General features: G+C 66.0%; 9 protein-coding genes. 8 read left to right on the forward strand and 1 reads right to left on the reverse strand.

Annotation, left to right across the window (positions count from 1 at the left end; translation table 11 throughout):
• Positions 1-253: 253 nt before the first annotated feature.
• The 4 genes from QPK29_RS22870 (at position 254) to QPK29_RS22885 (ending at position 9738) form a co-directional block, all read left to right on the forward strand.
• Positions 254-3133: a TonB-dependent receptor gene (locus QPK29_RS22870; RefSeq protein WP_056125805.1), complete on the forward strand. Its 2880-nt coding sequence runs from the start codon at positions 254-256 to the stop codon at positions 3131-3133.
• A 20-nt stretch (positions 3134-3153) separates the two neighbouring features.
• Positions 3154-5496: a beta-galactosidase gene (locus tag QPK29_RS22875; protein WP_371771227.1), complete on the forward strand. Its 2343-nt coding sequence runs from the start codon at positions 3154-3156 to the stop codon at positions 5494-5496.
• A 16-nt stretch (positions 5497-5512) separates the two neighbouring features.
• Positions 5513-6766, forward strand: coding sequence for a DUF2264 domain-containing protein (locus QPK29_RS22880; protein ID WP_371771228.1), 1254 nt, complete (start codon positions 5513-5515; stop codon positions 6764-6766).
• 203 nt (positions 6767-6969) lie between these two features.
• Positions 6970-9738, forward strand: a complete 2769-nt coding sequence (locus QPK29_RS22885) for a TonB-dependent receptor (protein ID WP_371771229.1) — start codon at positions 6970-6972, stop codon at positions 9736-9738.
• A 66-nt stretch (positions 9739-9804) separates the two neighbouring features.
• On the opposite strand, the gene QPK29_RS22890 is transcribed toward QPK29_RS22885, so the two are convergent.
• Entirely contained in the window at positions 9805-10698 is an 894-nt protein-coding gene (locus QPK29_RS22890; RefSeq protein ID WP_160408961.1) for an alpha/beta hydrolase, read from the reverse strand.
• Positions 10699-10852: 154 nt separating this feature from the next.
• On the opposite strand from QPK29_RS22890, the gene QPK29_RS22895 reads away from it, so the two are divergent.
• The 4 genes from QPK29_RS22895 to QPK29_RS22910 all read left to right on the forward strand — a co-directional run bounded on the left by QPK29_RS22895 (position 10853) and on the right by QPK29_RS22910 (position 19347).
• Positions 10853-13099: a glycoside hydrolase family 3 C-terminal domain-containing protein gene (locus tag QPK29_RS22895; protein ID WP_371771230.1), complete on the forward strand. Its 2247-nt coding sequence runs from the start codon at positions 10853-10855 to the stop codon at positions 13097-13099.
• A 131-nt stretch (positions 13100-13230) separates the two neighbouring features.
• Positions 13231-14433, forward strand: coding sequence for a helix-turn-helix domain-containing protein (locus QPK29_RS22900; protein WP_371771231.1), 1203 nt, complete (start codon positions 13231-13233; stop codon positions 14431-14433).
• Between the two features lie 176 nt (positions 14434-14609).
• Positions 14610-17660, forward strand: coding sequence for a TonB-dependent receptor (locus tag QPK29_RS22905; protein WP_156403763.1), 3051 nt, complete (start codon positions 14610-14612; stop codon positions 17658-17660).
• A gap of 169 nt (positions 17661-17829) precedes the next feature.
• On the forward strand, positions 17830-19347 hold the full coding sequence (locus QPK29_RS22910; RefSeq protein WP_371771232.1) for a tryptophan halogenase family protein: 1518 nt from the start codon (positions 17830-17832) through the stop codon (positions 19345-19347).
• The last annotated feature ends 45 nt before the right edge of the window (positions 19348-19392 follow it).

Genomic DNA, 19392 nt, shown 5'->3' on the forward strand with positions numbered 1-19392 from the left:
CGTACATCACAAAATTCGTCAAAGGTATGACCGTTTGGCATGGCTGTCGTGGTTGTACGACACAAAATCCGTCAAAACGACGCGGTATATCGTTTAAAAACAATGACTTATTCCATGATTTGATTCGTGAGCGCACTATTGCTCTTTAATAATCGCTTGTGGTAACGTGACCACCAGCCGGCGTAAAGACCACCGTTAGTCGTGCCCCAGACCGGCACCCATGTTCCAATAACGACACAAGAATGGAGACAAGATGAACAAGAAGTTGCTCGCCACGCTGCTGCCGGTGGCGCTGGCCGCCGCCTATGGGAACCAGGCCCTGGCACAGGATGCGTCCGCACCGGCCGCACCCACGACCGTTCCGACCGCCGAGCCGGCACCGCCGCCGGCCGACGCGCCCGCCGCGACCACCGTCGTCGTGACGGGCTTCCGTTCCAGCCTGCAGAAGGCGCTGAACCTGAAGCAGCAGGCCATAGGCGTGCGCGATTCGATCGTCGCCGAGGACATCGGTAAATTCCCCGAGGCGAACGTGGCCGAGTCGCTGCAGCGCGTGCCCGGCGTGATCCTGAACCGCGACGAAAGCTCGGCGGAAGGCCAGCGCATCTCGATCCGCGGCCTGCCGACCGAATACACGGTGACCACGCTGAACGGCGCGCCGGTCAACACGACGTCGACGAGCACGATCGGCAGCGCGGCGCGCGGCTTCAACTACGACGTGTTCGCATCCGAACTGTTCGGCCGCGTCGACTTCTACAAATCCCCGCTGGCCGAACTGCCGGAAGGCGGCATGGGCGGCGTCGTCGACCTGCAGACGCCGCGGCCGTTCGACAATCCGAAGCGCACCGTCCGCTACGGCGTGTCGGCCGCCTACAACACGATGTCGGAGAAGACCGATCCGAACCTGTTCGCGCTGTATTCGAACACGTGGGGGAACTGGGGCTTCCTCGCCGGCGCATCGCACTCGAAGGCCGTCAACAACCGCTCCGGCTTCGAGGCCACGGGCGGCTACAACAGCTCGCGCCGCGGCAGCGCATCGCCCGTGCTGGGCAACTTCGCGCTGCAGCTGGACTACGACGATCCGCGCGCGAACCTGTCCGGCTATACCCGCGACCAGGTCGACAACGCGCTGCTGCCCCGTATCTACCGCTTCTACGGCTCGCAGAACCGCCGCACGCGCGACGGCCTCGTGACGTCGCTGCAGTACAAGGAAGGCGGCCTGAATATCAGCCTGGACGGCCTCGCCTCGCAACTGAAGAACAGCCGCGACGAACTGTATTACGGCATCCTGATCCGCAACAGCAAGACGACGAACCGCGACGCGCCGGCCGGCCAGGCGGGCCACAACGGCCTCGTGCCGCTGGACGTGCACATCGACCCGGCGTCGAACCTGTTGACGGGCACCTTCGGCAATACGTCGTACAGCAGCGGCGTGACGTACGGCGAGGACAAGACGAAGTTCGGCTACCTCGCCCTGAACGGCCGCTGGGAAGTGAAGAAGGGCACCGTGCTGACCGGCCAGCTGTCCGCGAACAACAGCGACGCGAAGAGCTACCAGGACACGCTGTCGGGCCAGATCTTCGGCGTCGATTCCACCATCGACTACGGTTCGGACCACGTGTACCCGTCGATGTCGTCGAACGTCGACTACACGAACCCCGCCAACTTCACGGGCTTCGACATCAACACCGGCTGGACGCGCGAGACGGACAAGGGCCGCCAGGCGCGCCTCGTGCTGGACCAGGACTACGACCTGTGGGGCGGCTGGACGGGCCACTTCAAGGGCGGCCTCGTGTACGTCGACACGACGAAGACGATCGAGAAGCGCAACGGCACGACCGCCATGGTGGCCAAGCTGAAATCGTTCGGCGACGCGGGCCTGCGCAGCAACATGGTGTCGGCCCTGCCGATCTCGAACCTGGACATGGGCGACGGCTGGCCGCATCAATTCGGCACGTTCACGCGCAGCTACACGTATTCCACGTACGACCCGCTGGCCTACAACACGCCTGCCGCCTTCACGCCGGCGCAAAGCTTCGGCGCGGAAGAGAAGGTCACCACCGGCTTCGTGCAGTCCGACTTCAAGGGCGAAGTGCTCGCCCGCGAACTGCGCATCAACGCCGGCGTGCGCTGGGCGCAGACGAAGCTGGGCATCGACAACTACAAGAAGTCGGGCACGGGCGGCGCCTACCTGCCGAACCAGGAACACGGCAAGTACACGAACGTGCTGCCGGCCGTCAGCGCCGCGTACGACCTGACGGAAGACCTGATCTGGCGCGCGTCGTACGGCAAGACGATCAGCCGCGCGTCGCTGTCGATCATCGCCGCGCAGACCGTCATCCCGAACCCGTTCGACAACACGGCCACCGCGGGCAATCCGAACCTGAAGCCGCAGCAGTCGAAGAACCTCGACACGAGCCTCGAGTGGTACTTCAAGCCGGGCAGCCTGCTGTCGGCAGCGTACTTCAAGAAGGAGCTGACCGACGCCACCGTGTCGAGCACGACGCAGACCACGTTCGGCGCACTGGGCCTGCCGGATACGGCGCTGGGCGCGATCTTCCAGGACAAGAACGGCCACGTCGATCCGAACCTGCCGATGACGTTGCGCACCTACGGCAATGCCGGCCAGCAGACGTTGAAAGGCTACGAGCTCGCGTACCAGCAGGACTTCAACTTCCTGCCCGATCCGTTCAAGGGCCTGGGCGCGCTGGCCAGCTACACGCACATCGACCCGTTCAACAGCCAGAAGTGGATCACGAACGCGGGCAAGGAAATCGAAGTCAACTCGGTGCCGAAGTACGCGTACAGCTTCACGACCTACTACGAGCGCGGCCCCCTGGCGATGCGCCTGTCGTACAACTACAAGGGCCGTTCGCTGCACGGCGACAATCCGAAGAACAACGGCGACGACCTGATTCGCTGGCGCGCCGCCCGCGGTTACCTGGACGGCACCATCAGCTACAAGCTGACCGAGAACCTGGAACTGCGTCTCGACGCGCTGAACCTGACCAACACGCTGTCGTACGATTACTTCGAGGATGCGACGGGCCAGTACGGCGACGGCCACCGCACCCGCATGGACTATGCGAAGTATGACGGCCGCACCATCAAGTTCGGCCTGCGCGGCAAGCTCTAATTTTTACGATCGACGACCACATGACCATCAGTTTCCAACGCCGCCGCCTGCTGCAGGGCGCGGCCCTGCTGCCTTTCACGGGTACCCTGCACGCGGCCGCCTCCCGGCGCTTCGCGATCGGCGACCACGACTTCCTGCTGGACGGGAAGCCGATCCAGATCCGCTGCGGCGAGATGCACTTCGCCCGCGTGCCGCGCGAGTACTGGGCGCACCGCCTGAAGACCATCAAGGCGATGGGCCTCAATACGGTGTGCGCCTACCTGTTCTGGAACTACCACGAATGGAGAGAGGGCCGCTACGACTGGGCCGCCCAGCGCGACGCCGCGGAGTTCTGCCGGCTCGCGCAGCAGGAAGGCCTGTGGGTGATCCTGCGTCCCGGTCCGTACGCCTGTGCCGAGTGGGAGATGGGCGGCCTGCCGTGGTGGCTGCTGAAGCACGACGGCGACGCGTTCCTGCGCACCCGTGACGAGGCCTATCTGGCGCCGGCGCTGCGCTGGCTGAAGGAAGTGGGGCGCGTGCTCGGGCCGCAGCAGGTCACGCACGGCGGTCCGATCCTGATGGTGCAGGTCGAGAACGAGTACGGCTTCTACGGCGACGACGTGGGCTATCTGCGCGTGCTGCGCCAGGCGCTGCTGGATGCGGGCTTCGACGTGCCGCTGTTCCAGTGCAATCCGACGAACGCCGTGGCGCGTACGCACATTCCCGAACTGTTCTCGGTGGCGAACTTCGGCAGTGACCCGGTGGCGGGCTTCAAGGCGCTGGACGCCGTGCAGAAGGGCCCGCGCATGTGCGGCGAGTACTACTCCGGCTGGTTCGACACGTGGGGATCGCCGCACCGCCGCGGCGGCGTGGAAGGCGCGACGAAGGACATCGCCGCGATGCTGAAGGCGAACGGTTCGTTCAGCCTGTACATGGCGCACGGCGGCACGACGTTCGGCCTGTGGGGCGGCTGCGACCGCCCGTTCCGGCCCGATACGACGAGCTATGACTACGACGCGCCGATCAGCGAGGCGGGATGGATCGGTGCGAAGTTCGACGCGTACCGCGCGGCGATGACGCCGTTCCTGGCGGCGGGCGAAAAGCTGCCGGAGCCGCCGCCGCGCATGCCCGTCATGACGGTGTCGCCGTTCGCGCTGGCGGAATCGGTGCCCGTCAAATCGGCGCTGCCGGCCCGGGTGATCAAGGACCAGTCGCCGCGGCCGATCGAGCAGTACGACATCAGCCGCGGCCTTGTCTCGTATCGCGTGACCCTGCCGGCCGGCCCCGCGGGCGTCGTGGAAGTGGCCCGCGCGCGCGACCTGGCGTGGGTCACGCTCGACGGCAGGCAGCTCGGCACGTTCGACACGCGCTACCGCCGCTACAAGGTGGACGTGCCCGCGCGCAGCAAGCCGGCGACGCTGGACATCCTGCTGTACACGATCGCGCGTGTGAACTTCGGCCCCGAGGTCCATGACCGCAAGGGCATTCATGGTCCGGTCACGTTCACGCCGAAAGGCGGCACCGCGCAACCGCTGGAACACTGGGAAATCCGCGCGCTCGATTTCGACGCGGACGGCGTGCTGCCGAAGCTGGCGTTCAGGAAGGGCCGCGGCAAGGGCGCCGCGTTCTACCGCGGCGGCTTCGACGCGGCGCGCACGGAGGACACGTTCCTCGACATGTCCGCGTGGGGCCAGGGCGTCGTCTGGATCAACGGCCGCTGCCTCGGCAGGTTCTGGAGCATCGGCCCCACGCAGACGATGTATCTGCCGGGACCGTGGATCCGCAAGGGCCGCAACGAGGTCGTCGTGCTGGACCTGACGGGGCCGCGCGGGCAGGGCACGCCGACGATCGCGGGTCTCACGGCGCCGATCCTCGACCAGCTGCACCGCGAACGCGATTTCCCGCGCCCACCCAGCACCGCGCGCGTGCAGCTGGACGGCGTCAAACCGGCGCACGAAGGCGAATTCGCGCCCGGCTCGCAGACGCAGGACGTGCGCTTTGCCGCGGCCGTGAAAGGCCGCCAGTTCTGCCTGGAGTCGCTCGACGCCTTCGACGGCAAGCCGTTTGCGGCCGTGGCGGAGCTGTCGCTGCTGGACAAGGACGGCAAGACGCTGGACCAGTCCAACTGGACCATCGCCTGGGTCGACAGCGAGGAAGCGACGAAGGAAGACGGCGGCGCGCTGAATGCCATCAACGGCCAGAACAGCGACTACTGGATCACGGCCGACAAGGCCGCGTACCCGCACCGCCTCGTGATCGACCTGGGACGCAGCATGGACGTGGCCGGGCTGCGCTACGTGCCGCGCCAGGGACCGGACGGCACGCCGGGACGCATCCGCCACTTCCGCGCCTACGTGGGCGATACCCTGGTGGTGGACAAATAATCAACGAAGGAGACGCATGAAACGACGACACTTCATGGGCAGCTTCGCGGCCGCCGCCGGTGCGATGGGGTTGAAGGGCGCCGACGCGGCCACGCCGGCGCCACGCACGGGGAACGACCGCGAGTGGATGCTGAACCTGCTGCGCCGGATGGCCGAGCCGGTCCTGGAAGCGATGGCGAAGGGCGAGCTGAAAAAGCGCTTCGCGCTGGAGCTGAGCCCCACGTGGGACGGCCGCAGCCCGCAGGTCGCGTACCTGGAATGCTTCGGCCGGCTCATCGCGGGCATCGCGCCGTGGCTGGCGCTGCCCGACGACGCTACGCCGGAAGGCCGCCTGCGCGCGCGCCTGCGCCAGCTCGCGCTGCAGTCGTACGCGCATGCCGTCGATCCGAGCAGCCCGGACTACCTGTCCTGGCGCGAGCATGGCCAGGCGCTCGTCGACTCGTCCTATTTCACGAACGCGCTGCTGCGTGCGCCGAAGGCCTTGTGGGATCCGCTCGACGCCACGACGAAGCAGCGCATCGTCACCGAGATCAAGGGCCTGCGCCGCGTGGAGCCGCCGTACATCAACTGGATGCTGTTCGCGGCGATGAACGAGGCGTTCCTGCTGTCGGTGGGCGAGCAGGCGGACCCGATGCGCACGAACGTCGCGATCCGCAAGGTGAACGAGTGGTATGTGGGCGACGGCTGGATCAAGGATGGCGAGACGTTCCACTTCGATTACTACAACTCGTACGTGATGTACCCGATGCTGGTCGAGATCCTCGAGGTGCTGGAGCGGCACAACGCGCCGTTCTGGAACGGCAAGCCGGCGGACCTGCGTGTCCAGGCCATGAAGCGGATGCAGCGCTACGGCGAGCACCTGGAGCGCTTCGTTTCGCCGACGGGCACGTATCCGCCGATCGGGCGCTCGCTCACGTACCGCACGGCCGTGTTCCAGCCGCTCGCGCTGCTGGCCTGGCGCAAGCAGCTGCCGGCCAGCCTGCCGGAAGGGCAGGTCAGGGCGGCCATGCAGGCGGTGCACGAGGCCGTGTGGTCGGACCCGACGAATTTCACCAAAGACGGCTACCTGACCCTCGGCTTCGTCGGCCACCACCCGGAGCTGGCCGATATCTATTCGAACAACGGCAGCATGTACATCGCCTCCGAAAGCCTGCTCGCGCTGGGGTTGCCGGCGACGGACTCCTACTGGACGAGCCCTGCCCAGGACTGGACGCAGAAGAAGGCCTTTGCAGGCCGCGCGTTCCCGAAGGATTACGCGGTCAACTACTGAATCACATGCAGTGCGAATCGTCTTATATGTTTTTGGCATGCCAGAGCGTAAAGAAGCCATAGTGGTAACGATCGCACTGCTCCGTACAATAAAACCAGCGGGCGTACAGACACCCCGTTTTGCGTCGTGACGTGACAACGTTGTCGCCGCCGCCCCGGAGAAAACAACCACATATTCGAATAACGGAGATTGGAGACAAGAACATGATCAAGAACCGGATCAGCCAGACCGTACTCGCGACGGTCATCGCCGAACTGTGCGTCGCCGGCTATGCCGGCGCGCAGACGACGGCCGCACAGCCCGCGGGCGGCGAAGTGCAGCAGGTGGTCGTCAGCGGCATCCGCGCGTCACTCAGCTCGTCGCTGATGACGAAGCGGCTGCAGGACGGCGTCGTCGATGCCGTGTCGGCCGAGGATGCCGGCAAGTTCCCCGACACGAACATCGCCGAATCGCTGCAGCGCGTGACGGGCGTGCAGATCCAGCGCAACAACGGCGAGGGCCGCTACATCTCTGTGCGCGGCCTGGGCCCGGAATTCAACAACGTCCTGATCAACGGCCGCACGATGACGAGCGATACGGGCGGCCGCGAATTCTCGTTCGACGTGCTGTCGTCCGACCTGATCTCCAAGGCCATCGTGTACAAGACGTCGCAGGCGTTCCTGCCCGAAGGCGGCATCGGTTCGACGGTCGACATCCAGACGGCGCGCCCGCTGTCCGGCAAGGTTGGCAGCTCGACCGTCGTCAACGTGTCGGATTCGTGGGACTCGAATTCGCGCAAGAACACGCCGAACCTCAGCGCCCTGTACTCGTACGCGAACGCGGAAAAGAACTTCGGCGTGTCCGGCTCGCTGTCGTACACGGACCGTGCCTCGCGCCAGTACAAGGCCCTCAACGACGCCTGGAACCTGCTGGACGTGAAGACGATCAACGGCAACCTGAATTCCAAAGGGCTCACGGCGGCGGACGTCACGACGAAGAAGCTGCTCATGCCGCAAAGCTACGGCTTCCAGAACGAGGACGAAAGCCGCAAGCGCCTCGTCGCCAACACGACGGTGCAATACAATCCGTCGCGCGACTGGAAGATCACGGCCGACGCCCTGTATTCGCGCCTGAACCAGCGTAACAAGGTGATCGCCATCAGCGACTGGATGAATCCGACCCAGCTGAACGTGAAAACCGACGCGAACGGCCAGGTGACGGGTTTCGACCGTCCGGGCTCGAACTTCGTCGCCAACAACCCGGGCCTGGCCGCAGCGGGCATCCTGACCGAGGCGAACTCGAACGACATGATCGTCAAGGGCGGCGACCGCCTGTCGACCACGCTGGCCTACGGCCTGAATTCGAAGTGGAACCTGTCGCCGGACTGGAAACTGGAGGCCGACCTGTCGTCGTCGCGCACGGCGATCGGCTATCCCGACCTGTGGATCGTGGCCGGCATGGTGCCGAAGAACGGCGACGTGCTGACGTTCGGCTCGACGCCGACGGTGACCTTCGGCGACGGTATCGCAGATCCGTCGGCCGTGCGCGCGCACGCCGTCGGCAACACCATCGCCTCGAACCACGACGACCTGCACGAAGGGCGCCTGAACGCGTTCTGGAGCACGGACATGGGCTGGTTCAAGGGCCTGCAGATGGGTACCGCGTACTCGCAGCGCAAGGTCGAGCACATCCAGTGGAGCTCCGATTCGTGGAACGCGTTCTCCGGCTACCACGTGTCGCTGCCGTCGTCGCTGTTCACCGTGACGCCGCTGGGCAATCCGTTCGGCAGCGGCGGCGGCGTGCCGGCGAACTTCCTGAGCTTCGATCCGTACGACTACATGGCTTACCTGAACCAGCCGTCGCTGATCCCGCAATCGAACGACCCGGCCCATTACGCCGACAAGTCGGTCTTCCCGAACGGCCCGATGGCGATCGACTACACGAAGCCGTCGCTGTGGGCCGTGCGCGAGAAGGTGGCGAACGCGTTCGTCCAGTCGAGGTGGGAAGGCGAGGGCTGGTCCGGTGACCTGGGCCTGCGCTACATGCGCGTGAAGTCGCAGTCCTCGGGCACCAGCCGTATCCTGCTGTCGGCCGTGCAAAGCCCGAACGACACGACCTATATCCAGAACTGGGGCCCGATGCAGACGAATTCGGTCGACAACAGCTACAACGCGTGGCTGCCGTCCGCCAACCTGAAGTTCGACCTCACGTCCGACATGCTGCTGCGCTTCGGCGCGTCGAAGACGCTGACCCGTCCGACGCTGAACCAGATGGGCGTCAGCAATTCGTATGGCGGCCGTACCGGCTATGTCACGAGCGGCGGCGGCAACCCGTACCTGAAGCCGATGCGTTCGAATAACTTCGACGTCTCGTACGAATGGTACCTGTCGAAGACGAACTACGTCAGCGCCGCCCTGTTCACGAAGAAGGTGTCGGACTTCCTGGAGACGTCGCTGCAGGACACGAAGCTGCCCCAGTATCCGAACGAGATCGTGCACGACACCCGTGTCCGCAACGGCCAGAAGGGCACGATCAAGGGCGCGGAACTGGCCGGCCAGTTTGCGTTCGACAAGATCCACCCGCTGCTGGAAGGCTTCGGCGTGACGGCGAACTACACCTACGTGGATGCGGAAGCGAACCGCGATACGTCCGAGGGTCCCGTGGCCTGCGGTTATCCGGGCCTGTCGCGCCAGTCGTACAACGCGTCGCTGTTCTTCGAGAACAGCAAGTTCCAGGCACGGGCCAGCTATAACTGGCGCAATCACTTCTCCATCGATTGCGGCGGCGGCAGCACCTTGCCGCGCAACCGCGCGGCCTACGGCCAGACCGATGCGAGCCTGCGCTACAACCTGACCCAGCAACTGTCGCTGTACCTCGACGCCATCAACCTGACGAACGCCAAGGTGCACGAGTACGCCAACAACGACAGCCAGTTCCTCACGCTGGAAAACGACGGCCGCCGCATCAACGTTGGCCTGCGGATGCAGTTCTAAGCAGTAGGGGTCAGAGCCTGGCGCCGCACGGCGGCGACGCTCTGACCCCGAATGCCGATGCGCCGATTATTGGATCAGCTTGCGGTCGCGCAGCCACTCCTCGGCGCGCTTCGGCCACAGCGAGAAGTCGCCGTGACCGGCGCCCATGCCGGCGCCGTGGCCGCCGCGCTCGAACAGGTGCATCTCGGCCGGCACGTGGGCGCGGGTGAGGGCCTGGAAGAACAGGATGCTGTTCTCGACCGGCACGGCGCCGTCGTCCTGCGCGTGGACGAGGAACACGGGCGGCGTCTGCGCGGTAACGCGGGTCTCCACCGACATCGCCTTCACCTGTTCCGGCGCTGGATGGGCGCCGAGCAGGGCGTAGCGCGAGCCTTCGTGCGCGAACGGCGGCATCAGGGTGATCACCGGGTACACCAGCAGCGCGAAGTCGGGGCGCGCGCTGACGGCATCCAGCGCGGCGCCCGTGCGGCCCGCCGGGTCGTCGAACAGCGTGGCTGCGCTGGCGGCGAGGTGGCCGCCGGCCGAGCTGCCCATCACGCCGACATGGTCGGGCGCCACGCCGTAGTCGGCGGCATGCGCGCGCACGGTGCGCAGCGCGCGCAGCACGTCCTGCAGCGGCGCCGGGTGGCCGTAGTCCGCCAGCCGGTACTTCAGCACGAAGGCGGCGACGCCGAGGCTGGACAACCATTGCGCGTACTGCTTGCCTTCATGGTCGGCCGCCAGGAACTGGTAGCTGCCGCCCGGGCAGATGATGACCGCGGTCTTCGCGGCGTGGCCCGCGGCGGCGGGGTAATACGTCAGCGACGGCTGCGAGACGTTGCTGATGAAGGTCCCGTCGATCTTTTCCGGGCCGGGATTCGCTTTCGCGTTCGGCACGCCCTCCGGCCAGAGCGGAATCACGGCCGTCTGCGCCTGGGCGCCGACGGCGAGGAAAATCAGAGACAACAACAGTTTGCGCATGGAAAACCCCTTGAAATAAAAGGGATTGTCGTCACGGGCGCGCGCACGGCGCAATTATGAAAATGGCGGATGGCGGCAATGATTTCTGCCGATGCTGCGATTTCCTGTGCCGTTCCGGCTACCATCTCCTCTTTTTTTGCACGAGGAGCTGCACGTGGACCGTCTCGCCACCATCAGGAACAGGATCGCACTGCTGTGCGCCACCGCCGTCTGCTGCGGCAGCGCGCTCGCCGCCGAGCCATGGATGAATGCGAAGCTTCCGGCGGACGAGCGGGCCGCCCTCGTGCTGCGCGAGATGACGCAGGACGAAAAACTGAAGCTCGTCTTCGGTTACTTCGGTATGGACAACGATGGCAAGAAGATGAAGCGCCCGGCGCCGTCGCACGACCAGTCGGCGGGTTTCATCTACGGCGTGCCGCGCCTGGGCATCCCGCACCTGTGGGAAACGGACGCCGGCCTCGGCGTGGCCAGCCAGGCCGGCCCGAACGTGCGCCCGGCGACGGCGCTGCCGTCCGGCCTGAACACGGCGGCCACGTGGGACGTCGGCACCGCCTATGCGGGCGGCGCGATGATCGGCGCGGAAGCGCGCGCCTATGGCTTCAACGTGCTGCTGGCGGGCGGCGTCAACCTGATGCGCGATCCGCGCAACGGGCGCAATTTCGAGTACGGCGGCGAGGACCCGCTGCTGGCCGGCCGCATGGTCGGCGCGCAGATCCGCGGCATCCAGTCCAACCACGTCGTCTCTACGCTGAAACACTTCGCGCTGAACGACCAGGAGGCGGGCCGCACGACGCTGAACGTGCTGATCTCCGAGCAGGCCGCGGTGACGTCCGACCTGCTGGCGCTGCAGATCGCGAACGAGGAGGGCAATCCCGGCGCCGTGATGTGTGCCTATAACCGCGTCAACGGCGCCTACTCGTGCGAGAACCGCTGGCTGCTGACCGAGGTGCTGAAGGGCGACTGGGGCTTCAAGGGCTGGGTGATGTCGGACTGGGGCGCCGTCCACAGCACGGTGCCGGCGGCGAACGCCGGCCTGGACCAGCAGTCCGGCATGCCGTTCGATCTGGCCGACTACTTCGGCGCGCCGCTGAAGGAAGCCGTCGCGAACGGCTGGGTACCGCAGGCGCGCCTGGACGACATGGCGCGCCGCATCCTGCGCACGATGTTCGACCACGGCGTCGTCGACCACCCCGTGGCGCCGGCGCCCGAGGCGATCGACTTCAAGGCCCATGCGGCCGTGTCGGTCAAGGATGCGCAGGAAGGCATGGTCCTGCTGAAGAATGCCGCGCGCGCGCTGCCCCTGGCCCCGGCCGTGAAGCGGATCGCCGTCATCGGCGGCCACGCGGACAAGGGCGTGCTGGCGGGTGGCGGCTCGTCGCTCGTGTACCCGGCCGGCGGCAATGCGGTGCCGGGCATCGCGCCGACGTCCTGGCCCGGTCCCGTCATGTATTACCCGTCGGCGCCGCTGGAGGCGATCCGCCGGCGCGCGCCCGGCGCGACGGTCAAGTATGCCGACGGCGCCGACCGCGCCGCGGCGGCCGCGCTGGCGCGCGAGGCCGACGTCGTCGTCGTGTTCGCGACGCAGTGGACGGGCGAGGGCGTGGACGCGCCCGACCTGTCCCTGCCGGCCGGCCAGGACGACCTGATCGCGGCCGTGGCGGCGGCCAATCCGCGGACGGTGGTCGTGCTGGAGACGGGCGGTCCCGTCGTGATGCCGTGGCTGTCGAACGTGGCCGCGGTGCTGGAAGCGTGGTATCCCGGCACCAGCGGCGGCGAGGCCATCGCGGGCATCCTGTTCGGCGAGGCCAACCCGTCCGGCCACCTGCCGGCCACGTTCCCGGCATCGACGGCGCAACTGCCGCGTCCCGTGCTGGACGGTTATCTGGACGGGAACGAGCGCCGCTTCGACGTCGACTACCACGAAGGCGCGGCCGTCGGCTACAAATGGTTCGACCTGAAAGGCCTGAAGCCGCTGTTCCCGTTCGGGCACGGCCTGTCCTACACGGACTTCACGCTGTCCGGCCTGAAGGCCACCGTCAGCGACGGCATCGTGACCGCGTCGTTCACCGTCGCGAACACGGGCAAGCGGGCAGGCAAGGAAGTGGCGCAGATTTACGTGGCGCCCGTGGGCGCGCGCTGGGAGGCGCCGAAGCGCCTGGGCGGCTTCGCGAAGGTGGACGTGCGGCCCGGTGCCGCCGCGCAGGCGTCCGTGACCGTCGATCCGCGCCTGCTGGCCGTCTACGATGCGCCCACGAAGCGGTGGAACGTGGCGGCGGGCGACTACCGGGTCATCCTCGCGGCCAGCGCGGCGGACGACAAGGCGCAGGAGACGACGGTGCGCCTGGAAGCGGCGTCGTACGACGTCCACGGCAAGCCCCTGCGCACGCGCGCGGCGCCCTGACGGGTGAGCGTCGCCCCGTTGCGTAACTGCAACGCGGCGACGAAACCGCGATCCGGCGTGGGTGGGCTGTTATGATTCCAGCGACGTCCCCATGAGAGGTGACGGCCGGAGACAATCACCCACCATGCCATATGCAAGAGTTTTATAAGAAGGCGTTGTACGCGTTCATGCTGATCGTGCTCGCGGACGCGCTGCTGGCGATCGTGCTCGTCGACCGCAGCTATCTGTCGCAGCAGCTGCCGCTGGCGCAGGAGGCCGGCGATGCCGGCGCGCTCCGCTGGCGCGTCGGCGTCACGGCGAAGCAGTGGTACCCGCCGATGGTCCAGGTCGACGCCAAGGCACGCGACAAGCTGCGCTTCGACCTGAACCTGCCGGCGGCCGATCCGGATCCGAACGCGTCCGCGGACCTGCTGGCAAGCGACGGCAAGGGCCGGCCCCTGCAGGCCGACCTGTCGATGTACAACACCATCTCGTTCGTCGCGAAATGCGCGCCCGCCAATTCGCTGATGTTCATCGTCTCGAGCTTCGACGAGCACGTGTCGCAGCGCGGGAATTACCTGACTTATCCGCCCGCCACGACCTATTTCTCGTGCAACGAGGCGGGCGTGCCGGTCACGCTCGACCTGACGCGGCTGACGATACCCCCATGGTGGTTCGACACGGTGCATCGCGACCTGGCGCGCCAGGATTACCTGCTCGACCGCGTGGAACGCATGGTGTTCGGCGCGACGCCGCAGAGTCCGCGCGGCGTGCCGGCCCATGTCGAGATCAGCTGGATCACGCTGCGTGGCCGCGACTACCGCTACCTGGCCTGGCTGGCGGGCCTCGTGACGGCGGGCTGGGTCGCGTTCGGCGTGTGGTTCTTCCGCGGCCACGCGCGCGCGATGCTCGCGAGCGTGGACACGCAACTCAAGAAGGACCTGCCGCTCGTCGCCTACCGCCAGCTGACGCTGGAGCCTTACCGCGACAAGGAAAAGGCGGCGGTGCTGAAGGTGATCGCGACGAATTACACGAATCCGGAACTGGACCTCGAAGGCGTCGTCGCCGCCACGGGGACGAACCGCACCAAGGTCAACGACGTGCTGAAATCGGAACTCGGCATGACGTTCACCAGTTACCTGAACAAGCTGCGCCTGACCGAGGCGGCACGGCTGCTCACCGAGAAAAACGAGACGACCGTCGCGGAGATCGCGTACTCGGTCGGGTATGCCAACGTCTCGTATTTCAACAAGCTGTTCAAGGAGGAGTACGGGTGCACCCCGAAGGCCTTCCGCACGCTGGCGGACCAGCAGCCCCCGCCCGCCGATCCTGTGCAGGAAACCGCAGCGCCATGAGTCAAGTCGTTGCGCCAGCCATACACATCGCAATTTTCATGTGCCGCGCTGGTGATTTTCACAATTGTTCCACTGGTTGCTCCTGATCAAAATCGTTGCACCGCCATTAAGCGGTACATGCCGTCTTTCGGCATTCCGATAAGAGCGGCGCACAAAAACGCAGAGGAGAATACCAAGTGAAGCAGTTTCAAAGAACCGCCATCGCGACCGGAGCAGCGCAGTTCGTGCTGATGGCCAGCGGGGCCATGTTCGCGCATGGCGCGTACGCGGCCGACGCCGTGAAGAAGGACGAGGCGACCACCGTCGTCGTCGTGGGCCAGCGCGCCGCGCTGGAATCGGCCGCCGCCCGGAAGCGAACGGCGGACGAGATCATCGACTCCGTCGTCGCCGACGACATCGGCAAACTGCCGGACAAGTCGGTGACCGAAGTCCTGCAGCGCATGCCGGGCGTGACCATCGACCGCATCCTGGGCCGGGCCGATCCGCTGCAAGGCGTGGGCGAGGACAATCGCTTCGCCGCGGAAGGCAGCGGCGTGTCGATCCGCGGCCTCAGCTACGTGCGCTCGGAATTGAACGGACGCGACTCGTTCTCCGCGAACGGCGGCCGTGCACTGAGCTTCGAGGATGTGCCGCCCGAACTGCTGGCGGGCATCGACGTGTACAAGAACCCGTCCGCCGAGCGGATCGAAGGCGCCATCGGCGGCCTGGTCGACCTGCGTACCGCGATGCCGTTCGACTTCAAGGGGTTCAAGGGCGGGGTGACGGCGGAAGCCACGCGCTCGCAGCAGCGCGGCACCACCGCGCCGGCGTTTTCCGGCATGCTGTCGAACCGCTGGAACACCAGCCTGGGCCAGGTCGGTGCGTTGATCGACGTGTCGCGTTCGAAGGTCGCCACGCGCAGCAACGGCATGGGTGTCGGCCACTACTTCCCGCGCATCGACGCCGTGGTGGGCGACACGAGCGGCCAGGAGCGCTGGGTTCCCCCGGGCGTCAACTGGAACACGGGCGACTACGATCGCACCCGCGAGGGCGTCTATGGCGCGCTGCAGTGGAAAAAGGGCGACTGGGTCTCCGGCCTGACCTACTTCAGGACGAAATACAAGCTGGCGACGGCGGAGAACCAGCAGTTCATGCAGGTGAATCCGCGTAACGTCATGGTCTCCGACGCCACGTTCGACAGCCACGGCGCGCTGTTGACCGGCACGCTGACCGATCCCCAGGACAAGGGCCTGTTGATCGGCTCCAATGCGCGCAGCGTGGGCCGCGAATCCGCGACGACCGACATTGCATGGAACACGAAATGGAAGGCGTCGGAGCAGTTGTCCTTCGACCTGGATCTGCAGCACACCCGGTCGACCACGGAAGGCTGGGACAACCTGGTGGCGCTGAACGCCTACATGGCGAAGCAGGTCGTGGACCTCAGGGGAGACATCCCGCAGGTCACCTTCGACGCCTCGGACCGGGCTTTCCTGTCGGACGTCGCCAACTACAACTGGGACTCCACGCAGCAGCACCGGGACGTGGCCTTCGCCACGCAGAACGCGCTGAAACTGGACGGCAAGTACACGTTCGATCATCCGATTCTCCAGGACCTGCGTTTCGGCTTCCGCCAGACCGAGCGTAATTCGCTCACGCAGGCGAATACGCCCAACAGCCAATGGACCGGGCTCGGCGCCTCGTGGGCGGTCGGGCCCGCAACGTGGCAGCCGCTGAGCTCGATGATCTCCCTGGGCGATCCGCGCTTCAACAAATTCAACACCACGCAGCCGTTCCGTGGCTTCTTCAACGGCAAGACGTCGGTGCCGGCGCTCGTGGTGCCGACGCAGGGGTTGACCGGTAGCGGCTCGCCGCCGCCCGGCTTCTTCACGCTGCACGAATTCGTTCAGGCGGTCTGCAAACCCGACCACTTGAGCGACGATATCTGCAACTGGAAGCCCGCTCCGTTCGGCGACCCCATCGCCCGCAACAAGCAGGGCGAGCGCACGCAGTCCATCTATGGCCAGCTTCGTTTCGGCTTCGATAACCTGCGCTTCCCGGTGGACGGCAACGTGGGCGTGCGCGTCGTGCGCACGAAGGAAATGGCGGAAGGCTACACGCTGCTCGACGCGACCAAGCCGGAGGATGCCGCGTCCGGTGTGCCCATGTTCGCAGCGATGTCGAACAAGCAGAATTTCGACAACACCTATACGAATACCTTGCCGACGCTGAACCTGAGGATGAAGGCCAGCGACGAGCTGCAGTTCCGCTTCGCGGCGTCGCAAGGCATGTCGCGGCCCGATTTCTACAAGATGCAGGCCTATACGACGCTGAGCGTGTCGCCCAAGCGCGACCCGGATCCGACGGACCCGAACAAACAGATCCTCCGCACGATCGACTACACCGGCAGCGCCAACGGCAACACGCAGCTCAAACCGACCAGGTCGAACAATCTCGACCTGACGGCGGAATACTACTTCGGCAAGGGCAACTCGCTCACGCTGGCGCTGTTCAACAAGAAGCTCAAGGACATCGTCATCGACAGGACGACGCTTGTTCCGATCAAGGACGTGACCGGCCAGTCGCACGACTTCCTCCTCACTTCGCCGGTCAACGGGGCACGCGGTCGCGTCAGCGGTCTGGAGCTCGGTTACCAGCAGTATTTCGACATGCTGCCCGGCCTGTTGTCCGGCTTCGGGGTATCGGCCAACTACACCTACATCAACAGCAAACTCGACGTGGGCTTGCCGGGGAACCGTACATGGTGCACGCCGACCACGCCCGAGACGACGATCATCGGCGCGCTGGGCGGGTGCGACACCGACGGCCGCTACCTGAGCGGCGACCTGCCTGTGATGGGCCTGTCGAAGAACGCGTACAACCTGGCGCTGCTGTACGACAAGGGACCGGTGTCGGCGCGCCTGGCGTACAGCTGGCGCTCGGCCGCGATGACGGCGATTCACACGTGGGGTACGTACGACACCAGCGGCATCTCGATGAATCCGGACGACCCGAAATTCAACCAGGGCTATTCGGCGAACTACGTGCTGCCGGCGTGGGCCGGCGCCTACGGACAGCTTGACATGGGCATCCAGTTCAAGGCCACCGATAACCTGACCGTGAACTTCGACGCGTCGAACCTCACCGACGCGCTCTACAAGTCGTACAACCAGCAGGGCATCGGCATGAAACTATACGGCGTGAACTACACCGGACGTCGTTTCACGGTGTCGGCGCGCTACGCGTTCTAAGACGTCGTGAGGCGCTTGCCTCCTGCGGTTCGCAGTCGCGACCGCGGGAGGCGTCGCCGCAAGCCAGCCGCCTTCTTGGCGGCTTTTTTTTGCCGGCGGCCCGGTGCGGATGAGGTACACTTTCCGACCGTGCGCCGGAGGTATTTGCGTTTCTGTACTGGAGAACACCATGTCCGACAAGGCCATCCGTAAAATCGTCATCGTGGGCGGCGGCACCGCCGGCTGGATGACCGCCGCGCCGCTGGCGCTCAAGCTGGGCGCGTCGTGCGAGATCGTCCTCGTCGAGTCGCCGGAGATCGGCACCGTCGGCGTCGGCGAATCGACGCTGCCGACGATCCGCTACTTCAACCATGCGCTCGGTATCGACGGCACCGACTTCGTGCGGCGCACGAAGGCCACGTTCAAGCTGGGCATCGATTTTTGCGACTGGGGTCATCTCGGCAACCGGTTCTTCCACGGCTTCAGCGATTTCGGCCCGACGATCGAGAACCGCCCGGCTTTCATGTACTGGCTGCGCCTCGCGCGCGACAACCCGGACATGCCGTCGTACGAGGAATGGTCGATCTCGACGGCGATGGCCCACGAGAACAAGTTCGTGCCGCCGCATGGCGACCAGCCCGGCCCCACCAATGCGTATTCGTACGGCTTCCAGTTCGACGCGGGCCTGTATGCCCTGTACCTGCGCGAGTACGCGATGGCGCGGGGCGTGCAGCGCGTCGAGGGCACGGTCGGCCACGTCGAGCAGCACCCGGAGACGGGCTTCATCGCGGCGCTGCAACTGAAGGACGGCCGCCGCATCGACGGCGACCTGTTCGTCGACTGCACGGGGTTCCGCGGCCTGCTGATCGAGGGCGTGTACAAGTCGGGCTACGAGGACTGGAGCGCCATGCTGCCCTGTAACAGCGCCCAGGCCGTGCCCAGCGCGCTGGCCGACCAGCTCACGCCGTACACGCGCGCGACGGCGAAGCCGGCCGGGTGGCAGTGGCGCATCCCGCTGCAGCACCGCAACGGCAACGGCCACGTGTACTGCAACGCGTTCATGTCGGACGACGAGGCGGGACGCGTGCTGCTGGACGGCCTGGACACCGAGGCGCTGGATACGCCGCGCCAGCTGCGCTTCACGACAGGCCGGCGGCGCAAGTCGTGGGTCAAGAACTGCGTGGCGGTGGGCCTGTCGAGCGGCTTCCTGGAGCCGCTCGAATCGACCAGCATCAACATCATCGAACTGGCGGTCGGCTGGCTGATCCAGTATTTCCCGGACCGCGACTGCAACCAGGAACTGGCGGACGAATTCAACCGCCTCGTCGCGCAGCGCTACGAATTCGTGCGCGACTTCATCGTCCTGCACTACAAGCTGACGAACCGCACCGATTCCGAATTCTGGCGCTATTGCGCCGATATGCCGATCCCGGACACGCTGCAGCACCAGATCGACCTGTTCCGCAGCGCGGGCCGCATCACCATCTACGACCGCGAAGGCTTCCAGGCCGATTCGTACGCGGCTATCCTGCTGGGCCACGGCATCCGCCCCGAGCGGACCGACCCCCTGATCGACCGCATGGACCAGGCGCGCCTGCTGGATCACTTCCGCAAGGTGCACGCGACGATCCGGCAGGTGGTCGGCGCGATGCCGGGCCACGCCGCGCTCGTGGCGCAAATCACGGGCGAACCCATACGAAAATCGTAATGGCTTCTGGCAGATTTGATAATTGCGGGCGTCCGGGGCCACGGG

The organism is Massilia orientalis, assembly GCF_030411975.2.
GTDB classification, from domain to species: domain Bacteria; phylum Pseudomonadota; class Gammaproteobacteria; order Burkholderiales; family Burkholderiaceae_D; genus Telluria; species Telluria orientalis.

Coding starts and splice junctions, on each gene's coding strand:
- QPK29_RS22870 (WP_056125805.1), top strand. CDS start 254: ATGAACAAGAAGTTGCTCGCCACGCTGCTGCCGGTGGCGCTGGCCGCC.
- QPK29_RS22875 (WP_371771227.1), top strand. CDS start 3,154: ATGACCATCAGTTTCCAACGCCGCCGCCTGCTGCAGGGCGCGGCCCTG.
- QPK29_RS22885 (WP_371771229.1), top strand. CDS start 6,970: ATGATCAAGAACCGGATCAGCCAGACCGTACTCGCGACGGTCATCGCC.
- QPK29_RS22890 (WP_160408961.1), bottom strand. CDS start 10,698: ATGCGCAAACTGTTGTTGTCTCTGATTTTCCTCGCCGTCGGCGCCCAG.
- QPK29_RS22880 (WP_371771228.1), top strand. CDS start 5,513: ATGAAACGACGACACTTCATGGGCAGCTTCGCGGCCGCCGCCGGTGCG.
- QPK29_RS22900 (WP_371771231.1), top strand. CDS start 13,231: ATGCAAGAGTTTTATAAGAAGGCGTTGTACGCGTTCATGCTGATCGTG.
- QPK29_RS22910 (WP_371771232.1), top strand. CDS start 17,830: ATGTCCGACAAGGCCATCCGTAAAATCGTCATCGTGGGCGGCGGCACC.